The organism is Amaricoccus macauensis (assembly GCF_049800915.1).
In the GTDB taxonomy this organism is placed as follows: Bacteria; Pseudomonadota; Alphaproteobacteria; order Rhodobacterales; family Rhodobacteraceae; genus Amaricoccus; species Amaricoccus macauensis_A.
On record NZ_JBNAFY010000006.1, the window covers coordinates 220,899 to 236,641 of the forward strand.

The 15,743-nt window shown below is 61.7% G+C and carries 19 protein-coding genes; 11 read left to right on the top strand and 8 right to left on the bottom strand.

All coding sequences use genetic code 11. From position 1 onward, the window contains the following. Nucleotides 1–6 precede the first annotated feature (6 nt). A complete protein-coding gene (locus ACP15W_RS16215) occupies nucleotides 7–396 on the bottom strand; it encodes a hypothetical protein (protein WP_424933962.1) in 390 nt (129 codons plus the stop codon). Between the two features lie 148 nt (nucleotides 397–544). Here ACP15W_RS16215 and ACP15W_RS16220 point away from each other — a divergent pair, with 148 nt between their 5' ends. The 7 genes from ACP15W_RS16220 to ACP15W_RS16250 all read left to right on the top strand — a co-directional run bounded on the left by ACP15W_RS16220 (nucleotide 545) and on the right by ACP15W_RS16250 (nucleotide 6,057). Next, nucleotides 545–1,198 carry a carbonic anhydrase gene (locus ACP15W_RS16220; protein WP_424933963.1) on the top strand — a complete coding sequence of 218 codons (654 nt, stop codon included), beginning with the start codon at nucleotides 545–547 and terminating at the stop codon, nucleotides 1,196–1,198. A gap of 222 nt (nucleotides 1,199–1,420) precedes the next feature. Further along, on the top strand, nucleotides 1,421–1,867 hold the full coding sequence (locus ACP15W_RS16225) for a c-type cytochrome (protein WP_424933964.1): 447 nt from the start codon (nucleotides 1,421–1,423) through the stop codon (nucleotides 1,865–1,867). A gap of 9 nt (nucleotides 1,868–1,876) precedes the next feature. Then, a complete protein-coding gene (locus ACP15W_RS16230) occupies nucleotides 1,877–2,794 on the top strand; it encodes a c-type cytochrome (RefSeq protein WP_424933965.1) in 918 nt (305 codons plus the stop codon). A gap of 191 nt (nucleotides 2,795–2,985) precedes the next feature. After that, on the top strand, nucleotides 2,986–3,885 hold the full coding sequence (locus tag ACP15W_RS16235; protein ID WP_424933966.1) for a DMT family transporter: 900 nt from the start codon (nucleotides 2,986–2,988) through the stop codon (nucleotides 3,883–3,885). A 200-nt stretch (nucleotides 3,886–4,085) separates the two neighbouring features. Further along, nucleotides 4,086–4,805: an ABC transporter ATP-binding protein gene (locus ACP15W_RS16240; RefSeq protein WP_424933967.1), complete on the top strand. Its 720-nt coding sequence runs from the start codon at nucleotides 4,086–4,088 to the stop codon at nucleotides 4,803–4,805. Further along, nucleotides 4,802–5,593, top strand: coding sequence for an ABC transporter permease (locus tag ACP15W_RS16245; protein ID WP_424933968.1), 792 nt, complete (start codon nucleotides 4,802–4,804; stop codon nucleotides 5,591–5,593). Before ACP15W_RS16240 ends, ACP15W_RS16245 begins: the two co-directional genes overlap by 4 nt. A gap of 5 nt (nucleotides 5,594–5,598) precedes the next feature. Next, a complete protein-coding gene (locus ACP15W_RS16250) occupies nucleotides 5,599–6,057 on the top strand; it encodes a pyridoxamine 5'-phosphate oxidase family protein (protein ID WP_424933969.1) in 459 nt (152 codons plus the stop codon). Here ACP15W_RS16250 and ACP15W_RS16255 read toward each other — a convergent pair. After that, a complete protein-coding gene (locus ACP15W_RS16255; RefSeq protein ID WP_424933970.1) occupies nucleotides 6,021–6,707 on the bottom strand; it encodes an ABC transporter ATP-binding protein in 687 nt (228 codons plus the stop codon). The genes ACP15W_RS16250 and ACP15W_RS16255 overlap by 37 nt on opposite strands. Continuing rightward, nucleotides 6,679–7,659: an ABC transporter substrate-binding protein gene (locus ACP15W_RS16260; RefSeq protein WP_424933971.1), complete on the bottom strand. Its 981-nt coding sequence runs from the start codon at nucleotides 7,657–7,659 to the stop codon at nucleotides 6,679–6,681. Before ACP15W_RS16260 ends, ACP15W_RS16255 begins: the two co-directional genes overlap by 29 nt. A 241-nt stretch (nucleotides 7,660–7,900) precedes the next feature. Between ACP15W_RS16260 and ACP15W_RS16265 the strand changes: the two genes are divergently transcribed. After that, the gene (locus ACP15W_RS16265; protein ID WP_424933972.1) at nucleotides 7,901–8,923 is read left to right on the top strand and encodes an aspartate-semialdehyde dehydrogenase; all 1,023 of its coding nucleotides are present in this window, start codon (nucleotides 7,901–7,903) and stop codon (nucleotides 8,921–8,923) included. A 70-nt stretch (nucleotides 8,924–8,993) separates the two neighbouring features. On the opposite strand, the gene ACP15W_RS16270 is transcribed toward ACP15W_RS16265, so the two are convergent. The 4 genes from ACP15W_RS16270 to mgrA form a co-directional block, all read right to left on the bottom strand. Beyond that, complete coding sequence (locus ACP15W_RS16270; RefSeq protein WP_424933973.1) at nucleotides 8,994–10,085, bottom strand: hypothetical protein; 1,092 nt, start codon at nucleotides 10,083–10,085, stop codon at nucleotides 8,994–8,996. Continuing rightward, entirely contained in the window at nucleotides 10,085–10,474 is a 390-nt protein-coding gene (locus ACP15W_RS16275) for a phage holin family protein (protein ID WP_424933974.1), read from the bottom strand. Before ACP15W_RS16275 ends, ACP15W_RS16270 begins: the two co-directional genes overlap by 1 nt. 3 nt (nucleotides 10,475–10,477) lie before the next feature. Beyond that, nucleotides 10,478–11,116 carry a hypothetical protein gene (locus ACP15W_RS16280; protein WP_424933975.1) on the bottom strand — a complete coding sequence of 213 codons (639 nt, stop codon included), beginning with the start codon at nucleotides 11,114–11,116 and terminating at the stop codon, nucleotides 10,478–10,480. 448 nt (nucleotides 11,117–11,564) lie between these two features. Further along, nucleotides 11,565–12,593: an L-glyceraldehyde 3-phosphate reductase gene (gene mgrA / locus ACP15W_RS16285; RefSeq protein WP_424933976.1), complete on the bottom strand. Its 1,029-nt coding sequence runs from the start codon at nucleotides 12,591–12,593 to the stop codon at nucleotides 11,565–11,567. Nucleotides 12,594–12,855: 262 nt separating this feature from the next. Between mgrA and ACP15W_RS16290 the strand changes: the two genes are divergently transcribed. The 3 genes from ACP15W_RS16290 to ACP15W_RS16300 all read left to right on the top strand — a co-directional run bounded on the left by ACP15W_RS16290 (nucleotide 12,856) and on the right by ACP15W_RS16300 (nucleotide 14,944). Continuing rightward, nucleotides 12,856–13,578, top strand: a complete 723-nt coding sequence (locus tag ACP15W_RS16290; RefSeq protein ID WP_424933977.1) for an ABC transporter permease — start codon at nucleotides 12,856–12,858, stop codon at nucleotides 13,576–13,578. 89 nt (nucleotides 13,579–13,667) lie between these two features. Continuing rightward, a complete protein-coding gene (locus tag ACP15W_RS16295; RefSeq protein ID WP_424933978.1) occupies nucleotides 13,668–14,141 on the top strand; it encodes a low molecular weight protein-tyrosine-phosphatase in 474 nt (157 codons plus the stop codon). Continuing rightward, on the top strand, nucleotides 14,138–14,944 hold the full coding sequence (locus ACP15W_RS16300; protein ID WP_424933979.1) for a fructosamine kinase family protein: 807 nt from the start codon (nucleotides 14,138–14,140) through the stop codon (nucleotides 14,942–14,944). Before ACP15W_RS16295 ends, ACP15W_RS16300 begins: the two co-directional genes overlap by 4 nt. 22 nt (nucleotides 14,945–14,966) lie before the next feature. Here the strand turns inward: ACP15W_RS16300 and ACP15W_RS16305 are convergent, their stop codons facing one another. Further along, the gene (locus tag ACP15W_RS16305; protein ID WP_424933980.1) at nucleotides 14,967–15,740 is read right to left on the bottom strand and encodes a TetR/AcrR family transcriptional regulator; all 774 of its coding nucleotides are present in this window, start codon (nucleotides 15,738–15,740) and stop codon (nucleotides 14,967–14,969) included. Nucleotides 15,741–15,743: the final 3 nt, after the last annotated feature.

Sequence of the window (15,743 nt, forward strand, 5' to 3'; positions counted from 1 at the left end):
CCAGTCCTAGAGCGCCGCCTGATCCGCGTAGAGCATGACCGACAGGATGGACTCGTCGCCCAACCGAAGCAGCCGCGCAGCCACGGCACCCGTCGCAATCGGGTCTTCCGCGTCGATGCACTGGCACAGATCGCGCGACACGCGGGCGAAATCGGCAAGCCCGACCTGCTCGCTGAGGCTCGCCAGCCGCGAGGCCAGCGCACGCATCTCCGCGCCATCCCATTCGTGAAGTGCGGTCTCAAGCTTGGTCAACCGCTCGGAGAGGTGATATACGACCTCCTCGATGATTTCCCGGCAGCGCTCATCGCCGACAGACTGGCGCAGAACCAGAATTCGCGACGTGTCGATGTTTGCCACTTCTTGCGGCAAGAACTGAATCGGATCGTGTTGAAGCATACTCGTCCCCTGTCCACCCACGGACTGAGATGCCATGTTTCGTTGAAACAAGCGTTAAGGGCGAGGTTTTCATGGGGCCGAAAGCGCATTAATGTCGTGCGTTGTTTAGGTAAATGCAGTGTCGTTTCGCCAGTTCGAGGATTAGCCGATGAAAGAAGCACGCCCGCTTCCAAAGTTCCTTGTCGACCGCCACCATGGCTGGCGGAAGGAACTCGAACCGGCGACGCGCATGCGCCTGTCGCAGCTGGCAGCGGATGGCCAGTCTCCGGCCGCGATGATCGTCGCCTGCTGCGACAGCCGCGTGATGGCCTCGGACGTGTTCGGTGCCGAAGCTGGCGAGTTCTTCGTTCACCGCAACATCGCCAACCTCGTGCCCCCCTACCAGCCGGACGGCGAACCCCACGGAACCTCGGCCACGATCGAGTTCGCCGTGAACGTCCTGGGCGTCCGACATCTTATCGTCATGGGCCATTACGGCTGCGGCGGTGTCGCGGGCTGCATCAAGCAGCATCAGGACCCGTCCGTGAAGGAACAGGACAAGACCGCCTTCGTCAGCCAGTGGCTTGAAGTGCTCGAACCGCGAGTTCCCGGCGTTCTCAAAAAGGGGCTCGACGAAACGCACACCCAGCGCGCGCTCGAACATGACGGGGTCGTTCTGAGCCTCGAGAACCTGGCCACCTTCCCCTTCGTCAAGGAAGCGATGGCTGCTGGCAAGCTGGAGCTTCACGGCATCTGGTACGACATCCAGGGCGGTGTGCTCGAGTATTACGACGCCGAGGAAGGCGAGTTCCGCACGGTCTGAGAAGGCGCGCACCGTGACCGACGGAACGCCACTTGCCGGATCACAAACCGGTGATCCCATGGCGCCCTTCGCTTCGCAGGCTTGACCACTCGCCGAGGCCGCGGGGAGGATGCGCCCGACGGATGTGCCGATAGCGTTTCCGCCACGGGAGCGCGGGCGTCCGGTCCGAAAGTCAATTGATCTCCGCAAAGCGGGCGGTCAGATAGCCATTTGGAGGCATTCATGAAGGCCAGTGTTCTGTTCGCCGGCGTGCTCGCACTGAGCGCGCTGCCTGTTTTCGCAGCCGATGATCCGATCGCGGTGCGCAAGGCACTGATGGGTGGCATGGGCGGCGCAGCCGGGCTGACCGCTGGTGTCATGAAGGGCGAGCTGGACTACAGCCCTGCGATCGGAAAGGCCGCCATCTCCACTGCCGCTGCGGTTGCCGCCGCCTATCCCGACTTCTTCCCGGAAGGAAGTGGCGAAGGAGATACCACCGCGGCACCAGCGATCTGGGAGGATCCCGAGGGTTTTGCCGAGGAAATCGGCAAGCTTCAGGAGGCCACGACTGCAGCGCTCGAAGTGTCCGGGCGCAATGGCCCGGCGGATGCCGAAAGCTTCACCGAAGCGATGAAACCGGTTCTGGGCACCTGCAAGGGCTGCCACGAGAACTACCGGATCGAGAAGTAAGACGAATCCATGGCCAAGCGCATTCTGATCGCACTCGCGGTTGTCGGTGGCGCGGCTGCCGTGGCGGCCTATGCTGCCACGGGGCCCAACCGGCTCAGCGAAACCGAACTGGCTGAACTGCCCGAGGGCGATGCAGAGCGCGGGGAGCTCGTGTTCTGGGCAGGGGGCTGTGCCTCCTGCCATGCGGCCAAGGATGCCGAAGGAGACGAGAAGCTCGCCCTAGGCGGCGGGTTGGTCCTGCAGACCGATTTTGGCGATTTCGTCGTTCCCAACATCTCAATGGATCCGCAGGACGGGATCGGGGCATGGTCGGAGGAAGATTTCGCCAATGCCATGCTTCGGGGAGTCTCCCCCGAAGGCAGCCACTATTATCCGTCCTTTCCCTACACGTCCTTTGCCCGCATGGAGATGTCCGACATCGCCGATCTCTGGGCCTTCTGGCAGACGCTGCCGAGCGTGGAAGGGGCCACGCAAGACCATTCCCTGACCTTCCCCTTCAACATGCGGCGCGGTCTTGGCCTCTGGAAACAGGCGTTTCTTTCGGACGCTCCGGCTGTCGAGCTTCAGGACCCGAGCGCGGAAGTCGCCCGCGGACAATATCTTGTCGAAGGGCCCGGACATTGCGGCGAATGCCATTCGCCGCGCGATACCGCCGGCGCAATCAACTATGATCTCTGGCTCGCGGGCGCACCCAATCCCGACGGTGAGGGCCGCATCCCGAACATCACGGGTGGCGAGGGCGGTATCGGCTCATGGTCCGCATCCGATGTGGCCTATTATCTGGAAAGCGGGTTCACGCCCGATTTCGACTCCGTCGGCGGCTCCATGGTCGGCGTGCAGGAAAGTCTCGCGCATCTTCCTTCCGAGGATCTCGAGGCGATCGGCGCCTATCTCAAGGCCGTGCCCGAGCACGCAACGTCACCCTAGAGTGAAAAACGACGTAGAAGCCGATCTCCGGTGCTCGGAGAGATGCGAGATCCGCCCTGTAAGGCTCGGGGCTGCGCTTTCCGGCATTGGCAGCAACGCTGATCCTCATGTCGGCGGGCTGCAAGCATGCCCGATCGGTTGCGTCTCCCACATTGTTCCTTGCCTGATCCCGCGTTAGTGGCTGAGACATCATGAGCGAACGTGCCGCCATCCTGGCCACTTCAATCGTCTTTGCCACAGGCGCATTCTGGGGCTTCTACTGGCTCCCGGTTCGCGCCCTGACGGAGATGGGATTGACGGGTGCATGGGGAACAGCCGCCATTACCGGCGCGGCTGTCGTTCTCCTGCTTCCCGTGGCGTTGCGGAACTGGGCGGCGATCCGAGGTGCAGGTTCGGTTGCCCTGATCTCGATAGCTCTGGGAGGCGCGGCCTTCGCCCTCTACTCCGTTGCCTTCGTTTATGGCCGCGTTGCAATCGTCATCCTGCTCTACTTCCTGACGCCCGTCTGGAGCACCCTCATCGGCCGATATGTCATGGGTTGGAATACGCCTAACATGCGTATGGTGGCGATTGGGGTGGGCCTCACTGGCCTGGCCGTCATGCTGAGTGCCGACGGTGCCGCACCCCTTCCGCGCAGCGTCGGTGAATGGATGGCGCTCATCGCGGGGCTACTCTGGTCGATTGCCACAACCGGCATCCGCTCAAAGTCCACGCTCGCGCCCGCCGCATCGGCCTTCGTTTTCTGTGCCGGTGCGATGGTGACGTCCCTTTTGTTGGCACCTGTTCTGGCTTCGTCGCCGACCGTTGAAACGTTCGATAACCTCGGGCGCCTGTTTTCCGTCGCCTTCGCGACTGGGGGCATCTGGTGGGCGCTATCCGTGAGCAGTCTCATGTGGGCGACCGTGCGCCTGGAACCGGCACGGGTTGGCATATTGCTGATGTCCGAGGTTCTGGTGGGGGCGATATCCGCCGCGATCCTTGCCGGTGAGCACCTGCATTCCCTCGAACTCGCGGGAGGATCGCTTGTCTTGCTTGCCGGCATTCTGGAAGTGTGGCCCATTCGCCGGGATCGCGCGTCGACGGCGGCATGAGGCAATCCATCGCGTAATGTCCTTTCAAGACGGGCGGGGATCATTTCGCGAGGAATCCTTTTCCCGCCCGGGAATCCGATTGAAACGGTTCTGGACCAACGGGTTTGGTCCGAAGGCAATTAGACCAAGGGAGCAACGCTGATCTGTTGATCCCCCGCCGCGGAATGCCGAATATGGCGCAGGGGGAGAGGGGTAATTTCTTGAACGGACTGCAAATATCCGAACTTGGCTTCTCCTATGGCTCGAAACGGGCGCTCGACAGCGTGAGTTTCAGGGTCGAGCCCGGAGCGTTCTGCGCGTTGCTGGGTCCGAATGGGGCCGGCAAGAGCACATTGTTCGGGCTCCTGACCCGGCTCTTCACGACCCGCGAGGGTTCGATCGAGATCGAGGGTTTCGATCTTGCCCGCAACCCGCGCGCCGCTCTCGCGCGGATCGGCGTCGTCTTCCAGAGCCAGACACTCGACCTCGACCTGACGGTCCAGCGAAACCTCTCCTATTTCGCAGCGCTTCACGGACTCGGGGGCAAGGATGCAGCGCACCGCATATCTGCCGCCCTCGAGCGTCTCGGTATGGCGGATCGCGCGGGCGAAAGGGCGCGTGATCTCAATGGCGGCCATCGCCGGCGCACCGAGATCGCGCGGGCACTGATCCACGATCCCAAGGTCCTGTTGCTGGACGAACCGACCGTGGGCCTCGATGTCTCCGCCCGCGCGTCCATCGTCTCCCATGTTCATGCCCTTGCGGACGAGGAAAACCTCACTGTCCTCTGGGCCACGCATCTCACCGATGAAGTCCATCCCGGCGACCAGCTCGTCCTGCTGCATCGGGGTCGCATCCTCGCAGACAGCACGGCCAAAGAGGTCGCGGGTGACAAAACTCTGTCCGACAGGTTCCTCGCGATGACCGAGCTTGCGTCATGAAGGGCTACATGCTTGCGCTCCGGGCCATCGTGCTGCGGGAAGCGCTCCGTTTCCTGCAACAGCGCGGTCGGTTTGTTGCGGCCCTGGTGCGTCCGCTGGTCTGGCTGCTCGTCTTCGCTGCCGGGTTTCGCGCCGCACTCGGCCTCTCGATCATCCCGCCCTACCAGACCTACATCACCTACGAGACCTATATCGTGCCCGGTCTCTGCGGCATGATCCTGCTCTTCAACGGCATGCAGGGCTCGCTGTCCCTCGTCTACGACCGGGAAATGGGCTCCATGCGGCTCCTGCTCACGAGCCCCCTGCCCCGAGGCTGGCTTCTCTTCTGCAAGCTCCTGGGCGGCACCGCGATCTCTATCTTGCAGGTCTATTCGTTTCTCGCCGTGGCCGCGGTTTTCGACATCCGACTGCCCGCACTGGGCTATGTCACCGTCTTTCCCGCCCTGCTTCTGGGCGGGCTCATGCTCGGCGCCCTCGGCCTCGCACTTTCCTCCTTCATCCGCCAGCTGGAGAACTTCGCTGGCGTGATGAATTTCGTGATCTTCCCGATGTTCTTCCTGTCCTCCGCGCTCTATCCGCTGTGGAAGATGGCCGAGAGCTCGCCGCTGCTCCGGGACATCTGCGCCGCCAACCCCTTCACCTATGCCGTCGAGATGATCCGTTTCGCGCTCTATCTCCGCATCGAGCCCACTTCGATCGCCATCGTCATCGCCTCCACCGCAGGTTTCCTGGCTCTCGCACTGTGGGGCTACGACCCGTCGCGCGGCATGATGACCCGGAAGGGCTGAGTGCGATGGGCCATTCGTTCGATCCGGATGTCCTGCTGGAAAGACCGTTGATGGCGACGCTCTCGACCATCGGACCATCCGGGCCCTGCAATGCGCCGGTCTGGTATGTCTGGGAAGACAATGCCCTCTGGATGCTCGGCTCGGACACGGGAAGTTCCGTCCGCCGGTTGCGCGAAGATCCGCGCTGCGCGGTCGAGATCGTGGATTACCAGAACGCGGCCGGCATTCTCCTGCATCTCGGATTTCGTGGTAGCGCTAGCATCGAACCCTCATGCCCCGCGCGCTTCCGGAGACTCCTCTCCCGATATCTCGACCCGGAAGAGGCGTCGTGGAATCCCTGGTTCATCGAGACAGTGGCCCGCATGGACGACCCAGACAACCGATGGATCCGGCTCGCCCCCGAGAGCACCTTCACCAACAACGTGTCCTATTTCCGCTCCGGGCCAAACCTCGCATGGCCCTGATCGGGCCCGTGCAGCACCGCCGGGCTTCCTTCAAGCCGCAGGATGCGGTCAGCCAGCGCCTCCGCTTCCCGGGTTTCGTGCGTCACCAGCACCGTAGCTACCCTGCTTCTGGATCGCAGCGCGATGAATAGCTCCATCATCTCGGCGGCGAGCTCGGGATCGAGCGACACGAACGGTTCGTCCATCAGAAGCACCGTCGGATCGCGCGCAAAGGCCCGCGCCAGCGTGAGGCGCCGCTGCTGCCCGAGAGACAGCTCCGCCGGATAGTAGTCGGCCTTGCCCCCCAGCCGCACGGTCTCAAGCGCGGGTTCGACCTCATCCTGCGTGAGATGCGCGGTCAGCATCAGGTTTTCCCCGGCCGTCCGCCAGGGAAGCAGGCGCGGCTCCTGAAACACCATCGAAAGCCGCTCCGCAGGTGCGATGCGGCCCACGAACCCGGTTTCGACCTGCGCCAGAACCCGCAACAGGGTCGTCTTTCCGATCCCCGATGGTCCGGTGATCGCGACCGTCTCACCCGGTTGCAGCACGAAATCGACCTGCCCGAGAATGGCCGCCCCACCTAGCTCCAGACGCTCCAGATGCAGCTCCAGGGCGGGCGCGGCCCCGCTCGAGGCCGGAAGATCAGCTGCCAGGCTGGTAGAAGACGCCATCGGGAAGTTCCTTCACCGATCCCAGAAGATCCTCGCCACCCAGTTCGGCCATGAATCGCAGCATCCGATCGGCGGCATCGGTATCGATCGGACCCGCCTCCGGGATACCGGCCCGCCAGCCCGAGACCAGCGCGTCAAACTCGGCATCGGACGCGGCGTTCATCCGCGGGCGCAACCGCTCCCACGCCTCGGCGTCTTCCGCGAGCAGTTCCTTGGCCTCCCGCGACGCCGTCGCCAGCCCCGCGACCGCACTTGGGTTGGACTCGATGAGCTCTTCCCGCACTACGTAGCCCAGAAGCGGAGTATTCGGGTCGAGCCCGAGCGCCAGTGCCGCGTCCTCGACACTCACGAGGAGTTCCATCCCGCCCGCTTCCATCTTCGCCATGTAGTGCCAGAAGTTGATCGCACCATCGAGATCACCGGCAAGCGCCGTCTTATAAATGAGTGGAGGTGCCCCGAACACTTGCTCGGTACTCGCCATCAGGTCCATCCGGTGTTCCTGTTCAGCAAAGGCGCGCAGGATGAGCCAGCTCTTGTCGAGCGGACCGCCGGCAATGCCGATCTTGCCGCCATTGAGATCGGCGATGGTCAACGCATCGCTGTCGCCGGGCACCATCAGCCCGCCAACCGCCTTCGAATAGGGAATGAAGACATAATCCTTGCCATTGGCGCGTTGCCGCGCGACCCAGAGCCAGTCGGAAACGATCACATCCGTCTCGCCACCCTGGAAAGCCACCTGCGCGGCCGAACTGCCCGCCATACCCTGAACCTCGAGGTCGAAGCCGTTCGCCTCATCGAGCCCGTAGTGCTCGATCGTGTCGAGTTCCCAGTTCACCGTGCCGAATTCCAGCACTGCCGCCCGCAGGACTTGCGTTTCGGAAAGGGCCGCCGGCGCCAAGCCCAGCATGATCGAGAACAGAGCCAAGACGGAAATGTTCCGGGCAAAACTCATGCGATTCTCCACTTAATCAAAGATCTAACAATAGTAGGTCCGCGTGAATCGTTCCGCAAACACCTCTGAGGATGCGGAGTTTGACCAGATCCATCGCCATGTATACCCGGAAGTTCCACCCGACGCCGAAGTATTTCGTACCACAATCGCATCAGGCCCGGCGCGAACCCCTGCTCGCGGCGTTTACATTTGCACGACGAGAGGTCAGAAGAGCGGCACTTCATTCCGGAGAGTCGAAAAAATGGGTTATCGCATCGCCGTCGTCGGTGCCACGGGCAACGTGGGCCGTGAAATGCTGAACATCCTCGCCGAGCGGGAATTCCCCGTGGACGAGATCGCCGTTCTTGCTTCGCGCAAGAGCCTTGGTACCGAATGTTCCTTCGGCGACAAAACCCTGAAGACCGACGATCTTGACACGTTCGACTTCACCGGTTGGGACATGGCGCTCTTTGCCATCGGCTCCGAGGCCACGAAACAGTATGCTCCCAAGGCCGCCAAGGCCGGCTGCGTGGTGATCGACAACTCGTCGCTCTATCGCTACGAGCCCGACGTTCCGCTGATCGTACCGGAAGTGAACCCGGACGCGATCGAGGGTTACGCGAAGCGCAACATCATCGCCAATCCGAATTGCTCGACCGCTCAGATGGTCGTGGCACTCAAGCCGCTGCACGACCGCGCGACGATCAAGCGCGTCGTCGTCTCGACCTATCAGTCCGTTTCCGGTTCCGGCAAGGAAGCGATGGACGAACTGTGGAACCAGACCAAGGGTCTCTACGTGCCGGGACAGGAAGTCGAGCCGAGCGTCTATCCGAAACAGATCGCCTTCAACGTCATCCCGCACATCGATGTGTTCATGGAAGATGGCTACACGAAGGAAGAGTGGAAGATGGTCGCCGAGACCAAGAAGATCGTGGACCCCAAGATCAAGGTCACCGCGACCTGCGTCCGCGTTCCGGTTTTCGTCGGCCATTCCGAGGCGGTCAACGTCGAGTTCGAGGATCCGCTCGACGAGGACGAGGCCCGCGACATTCTCCGCGAGGCGCCGGGCTGTCTGGTCGTCGACAAGCGCGAGGACGGTGGCTACACCACGCCGGTCGAATGCGTCGGCGATTACGCAACCTTCATCAGCCGCATCCGGACCGATCCGACGATCGACAATGGCCTGGCGATGTGGGTGGTTTCGGACAACCTGCGCAAGGGTGCCGCCCTCAATGCCGTGCAGATTGCCGAGCTTCTGGGTCGCCGCGTTCTGAAGAAGGGCTGATCGACCAGAACTATTAATCATATGCGGGGCCGCTTGATGCAGCCCCGCATTTTTTGTGACTAGAAGGTGTTCAGACCTTGGTGTCTTCGTCGCGGCGAACGCTTTCGCCCACGCCCTGACGCTCGCTTTCCTTGCGACCGGCTTCTGCCACACGCTCAGCAGCAGCGCGAACCTTCGCCTCGGCGCGATCCACCGCCTCACGTCCATCGGGCGTCTCAGTGTTGGCGGAATCCGCGGTCTCGTCAGCCATGTTTGCGGCTTCATCGACCATCGCTTCACCAACCGCCTTCATTTTGGCGCCTTCGGTTTCCGCGACACGGCGGGCCGTATCCTTGGCACGGGCCGAGGTCTTGCCGAACAGGCGGTTCTCGGTCTGCGACGCCGGCATGGAACTGCCGAAGGCCGCGCCCAATGCGAGGGCCAGCGCGCCGAAGACGAGCGGTTGCTCCTGCATCATGGAGTCGAGCGAGTTCCGACCCCGACGACCGGCTGCCGTCGCCCGTTCGTGGGCGCTGCGAGCATTGCGGCGCATCGCGCGACCTGCATCGGACATAGCGCCCTGAGCCTGCCCGGCCCGGTCACGGATTGCATCGGACGCGCTTTCGGCACCTGCACGTGCCTTGTCTGCTGCATTCCGACCGCCTTCGGCAACTCGACTGGCCGCATCCTTTGCACCGGACGCGGCGCGCTTGGCTACACCATCCGATGAGGAATCGGACGTGCCTGCGGTTGAGACGGTATAGGCGCCGCCACCGGAGGTGTTCTTCGGCGGCATCAGCGGATCGTGGTAGGGTTCCGTGTAGCCGACGCCGCGCGCCGGGGTGTCGAAATCCTCGTCATCGCGCCAGTCGTCCGAACCGTAGTCGTCGCGGTAGGACGACCGTTCCAAGCGCGGACCGCCACCACCGGCCATCAGCCAGGCAATTCCGACCGAGGTCAGCAGCACTGGAAGCGGGTTGTCACGCAGGGTGCGCCCGAGGTTGCGGCTGACTTCCCCACCGTTTTCGCTGACCGCCTTGACGACCTGATCGATGATCCCGTCCCGGCTTGCTCGGGCCTGAAGCTCGTCGATCGTATTGGAGACCGTGCGGCGCTGGGTCTCAACATCGCGTTCTAGTTCGCCGACACTGCGCGAACCCGGATCTGTCGTAGTCACTGCCATTACACTTTCTCCTTAATCATCTCAGCGTCGCGCATCGTGGCGCGGGCGGTGCGCTCGGGTGCGAGATTGCTGGCCTTAAGCGAGCTGGCTCCTTTCGCGGCGAGCCCGATCGCACAAAGGGCAATCGCACCACCCACGATCACCGCAGACCAGACGGCCGGAATACCGGCTTCGACCAGCGCCGAAACCAGCGCCGCCGAAAGCACGTTGAGTGCTACGATGCTGAAGACGAGGGCTGCGACCAGCGTGCCGAGAGCAACGGCGATCTGCGTCGATTTCGAGCTCATCTCGGCCCGAAGCAACTGAACTTCCTTGCGGAACAGGTCGGTGATGTTACCGACGAGATCCGTCATCAGCGCGGGCGTCGAACGTTCGTTCAAATCCTGCATGTCTTATACTCCCGTCGGGTTGGTGATGCGGCCGGCCGGCGTGGTTTCGGTCGGACGATGTGGCGCGGGCGTATCCACGGGCACAGGTCCGGCCGAACTCGGCATGGGCGCGGGACGTGGAGACGGAGGCAGCGGGCGATCCACGGTCTTCCGGGATTCAGCCATCCGTGGCGCAGAGTCATCTTCCGCGGGATCGGTTGCACGGGCGAAACGTGCCATCGCGAAACCGGCCAACGCAGCCCCACCGAGGAACGCTGCAGGGTTTTTGCGGGCCAGATCGGAAAGACCCGATGCCATTTCCGAGAGGCTCTTGCCTTCGACGCTGCGGGAGATCTGCTTCAGCCCGTCGGCGGCCTCGTGAAGAAGGTCGCGCTGAAGCGGCGAATCCTCGAGTTCTGCTGCGGCAGCTTCCAGCCCATCCGCAGTGCGGCGCACCTCACCGGCGGCATCCTTCTTGGCCGCCTCGGCCTTGTCCATCGCCATGGCGCTGGCGTCCTGCAGACCGGCTTCCGCCTGGGCGCGAGCATCGTCGAACCGTTCCCTGGCGCGCTCTGCTGCTTCACGACCTGTTGCTTCCAGACCTTCTTTGCCGGAAAGCGTCTCACTCTGCGGTGTAGATTTATCGTGTTCCATAGTATTCATCACTTCTCCTGTTCGGTGATTTCTTTCGACTGCGCTCAAGCCAATCCAACAAGAGACAGAACAGCGAGAATCACCACAATCACACCGATCAGCCAGAAAATATTATGCATGACATACCTCTCCTTTTTACGTGCTGTGGCCCCGCGATTTCGCGGCTGCCTCAGCAAGTGATTTGGGTCGTTAACGTCGCGTGGCTGGAATTGTTCCCGGAAATCCGGCCGACAACGCGCCTCTCAGAAAGTTTACCAAGGGCGCCTTTGCGCAGTAGTGGCACAGGTCACGGCGAAGGTTGCCGGAATGCGATAGAGCTGCATTCTCGATAAACACATAACTTTTTGTAAAATTACCGCAGCCCCTCTCTATCGCTGGGCGTGCTGGGTTGGGGTGGCGCATTCCCGCGTCGTGGAACAGGCCCGGCACGACATGCGCACCGGGCCGCCAGGAATGGTCAGGCGTCAGAGGATCGCGCCCAGAGGTTGATATCCTCTTCGGTCGCGTATTGATCGATCAAGCTCAACTCTTCTGCGGTGAATTCGAGATTGTTCACCGCTTCCGCACAATCGGCCACCTGCTCCGGGCGCGAGGCCCCGATCAGCGCGGTGGTGATACCCTCGTCCCGCAGCACCCAGGCAATCGCCATCTGCGCCAGTGTCTGTCCACGGGCCTGCGCGATCTCATTGAGTTTTTGCAAATGCGTGATCGCCTTGTCACTCAGCATGGAGGGTTTCAGCGACTTGCCCAGCGTTGCGCGCGAGCCTTCCGGGATACCCTTGAGGTATTTCGATGTGAGCATTCCCTGCGCCAATGGCGTGAAGGCAATAGACCCGACACCAAGCTCGGCGAGCGTTTCCTTCAACCCGTCACGCTCCACCCAGCGGTTGAGCATGTTGTAGCTCGGCTGGTGAATGAGCAGTGGCGTGCCCATTTCCTTCAGGATCCGGCAGGCTTCCCGCGTGCGATCCGAATTGTAGGAGGAAATGCCCACATAGAGAGCCTTTCCTTGCCGCACGATGGAATCGAGGGCTCCCATCGTCTCCTCGAGCGGCGTATCCGGATCGAAGCGATGGGAATAGAAGATATCGACATAGTCGAGACCCATACGTTTCAGCGACTGATCGCAGGATGCCATGAGATACTTGCGGCTGCCCCAGGCCCCGTAGGGTCCGGGCCACATGTCGTAACCTGCCTTGCTCGAGATCACCAATTCGTCCCGATAGCCGCGAAAATCCGTTCGCAGCATCTCGCCGAACGCTTCCTCGGCACTGCCCGGCGGCGGGCCGTAGTTGTTGGCAAGATCGAAATGGGTGATGCCCCGGTCAAAGGCCTCCCGGCAGATCGCACGCTTGGTATCGAGCCGCGAATCTTCTCCGAAATTGTGCCAGAGCCCCAGCGAGATCGCGGGAAGCTTGAGCCCCGATCGCCCGCATCGGCGGTATTTCATGGTCTCGTAGCGTGCATCGGATGGTGTGTAGGTCATACAGCCCTCAATCTTCGTCTTTTGCTACCGTTCGGTAACCGAGTTCATACCGGGAGGCAAATCGTGCATACGGCGGCAAAGGCAAGCGCCAGTATTGTGATACTTTCCTCTGAGACCGCCGGGGAGCAACATCTATCGACCAAAGTCTGCACCGGTCTCACGTTCGAGGACCATGGATCAGCCGCCTCTTGCATGAGACACTGCGACCGGGAGGAAATCGGGCTTGATCAAACGCCGGAAAGACAGGGTAGACCCAAGAGTCATGGTCGCCTCACTCGGCGCATTCCTGCTTTTCTGGGCTCTGCTGTCGGCCCTCAAGGGCGATCCGAGCATCCTGCCTTCTCCAATCGCCGTCTGGCAGGCCTTGGTCAACCAGTTGCTCGCGGGCAAGCTCCTCTACCATGTCTGGATGACACTGCTGCGGGTGATTGCCGCCTTCTCGATCTCGATGGTGATCGGAACCGGGCTCGGCATGGCTCTAGGCACCTGGCCACGCTTCAACCGATGGGCCGATCCCTGGGTCGTTGTGTTCCTGAACCTTCCAGCCCTTGTGGTGATCGTGCTCTGCTATCTCTGGATCGGCCTGAATGATGTGGCCGCGATCACGGCCGTTGCCATCAACAAGATTGCCATGGTCTCGGTCACCGTCCGGGAAGGCATGTTCGTTCTCGATCGGGGCATTGCCGAAATGGCTCAGGTCTACCGCCTTGGCCGGTGGACCCGCTTCCGCCATATCCTCCTGCCGCAACTCGCCCCGTTTCTTGCCGCAAGCGTGCGCAATGGGCTGGCCGTCATCTGGAAAATCGTGCTGGTGGTCGAGTTCCTGGGCCGCTCGAACGGCGTCGGCTTCCAGATCCATCTCTATTTCCAGCTCTTCGATGTGGCGAATGTCCTGGCTTATTCCCTCAGCTTCGTCGCTGTCATGCTGGCAATCGAATACCTGATCGTGAAACCCTTCGAGCGACGGACGACTACCCCCCGTTAACCTTTTCCGCGGCGGAAGTGAGGGGGCTTGAGGAAGGATCATTGATCCGGTTCACTGGCTCCGTCCGCGGATCATCACCAGAAAGCCACATGACCGAAACGCCCTCAGTTCTCTTCGTCTGTCTCGGCAATATCTGCCGCTCACCACTGGCCGAAGCCGCAATGCGACTGGCCGCCAGTGATGCCGGTGTCGATATCGAGGTCGATTCCGCCGGCACAAGTGGCTGGCATGTGGGCGAGCCTCCGGACGACCGGGCACGGGCAACCGCGTTGCGCCATGGAACGGACATCGGGGGCTATCGTGGCCGTCAGGTGGATCGCGAGGATTTCACGCGCTTCACCCACATCATCGCGCTTGATCGCAGCAACATGGCAAAGCTGAAGGCCCTTCGACCCAAGGACTCCACCGCGAAGCTGAGCATGTTGATGGATCACGTTCCGGGCGACGGGGGGCGGGATGTGAAAGATCCCTACTACGGCGGCGCATCCGGTTTCGAGGACACGTGGTCGGTTGTGACGAAGGGCGCAGAGGGTCTTCTTCAGGCCATTCGGTCCGGGGAATGACCAATCTCGCCGCTCATGCGTCCCGTTTGCTCGGTCGAGGCGCCATCGGTTCCACGCCACTCCATGGCGGCGATCTTTCCGAGATCCAGATGGTCACGCTCGAAGGCGGCACCCGCCTCGTAGCGAAATCGGGCGAGACCGCCAAGACCGAAGCGGACATGCTTGCGGCCATCCGCGCCGCAGACGTTCCCGCACCGGCCGTTCTGGCCTGTGACGAAACAATGCTCGTTCTTGAGTTGCTCCCCGACGACGGCTCGCTGTCAAATACCTGGGCGGATCTCGGCGAGAAGATCCGCAGACTGCACGCGGCCTTGGGATCAGCATATGGGTGGGAAAAGGACTACCGTTTCCATACGGTTTCCATACCGAATATGTATGCCGAGTCATGGCCCCAATTCTGGGCCGAGCGCCGGCTTTTGCCGTCCCTGCCCCATGTCGCTGCAAGCTTCGTTCCCCGTATCGAAAAACTTGCAGCCCGGCTTGGCGAGATCCTGCCCACAACCCCTCCCCCGTCCCTGCTGCATGGGGATCTGTGGTCGGGTAACATTTTGTCCTACAAGGGAAAAACAAGCGGGCTTATCGATCCGGCCTGCTATTACGGGCACGGGGAGGTTGATCTCGCCATGCTCCATCTTTTCGCCTCGCCCGGCCCGGAATTCCAGGCAGGTTACGGAGAGCTCGAAGCAGGATGGGAGGCAAGACTTCCAATATACCAGCTCTGGCCTGCTTTGGTGCATCTCCGCCTCTTCGGCAGCGGTTATTCCGGCATGGTCGACCGGATGCTGCGCGCGGCAGGTGTCTGAACAAACTTGTGAAATATTGCTGTCAGACCAGCGCAGGATCTTCGAGATAAAGCCGCAACATCCGCCGGATTTCCGTGCGCATCAGGGAATCTGACGCTGGATTCGCGACCAATCCGGGTGCATGGGCCGCATCCGCAAGGTGTAGCACAAGGATGGCCGAAACCATTGCGCGCGAAGGCGACAGAGGAGGCTCCGCCCGTCGCAGCCGATCCGCAATTCTCGCGCAGATCATGTCCCGCATCTGCTTCCTGGCAGCCGGATCGAGATCGTGCCGTTCACTTATGACGCGGAATGCCGGATCCTTGTTCCCGCAATCCACCAGCGCGTCGAATGCCTCGACCGCAATCTCGGAAGGCGGCCGATCACAAGCGCCCAGACCATCGAGACAGGCCAGAACGGCGGAGAGCCCATCCTTCTCGATCTCCTGGACAATGTGCTGTTTCGTCGGGAAATATTGATAGAGCGACCCGATCGAGGCCCCGGCCTCCGCGGCAATCGCACTCATGGTTGTGCCGTCGTAGCCAAGATCCACGAAGAGTCCTTTGGCCGTTTGTTTGAGCAGATCAACCCTCAGACGACCTTTCTGCGTCCGTGGTACGCGCCCCTTGGCATTGGTTTTGCTGCAATCTGGAGACATTTTCATTTCTGCGCCCCCAAGGATCCGATTTCCCCTGTTTGCTTCAATATGCAGGATGGCGAAGAAACGAGCCATCGATCCACTGGTTGAATACGATCTATACACGCACAGCTTGCAGGTATGTTCAACTATGCCGTGAAGTTTTTCGTGGGCTGGCATGAT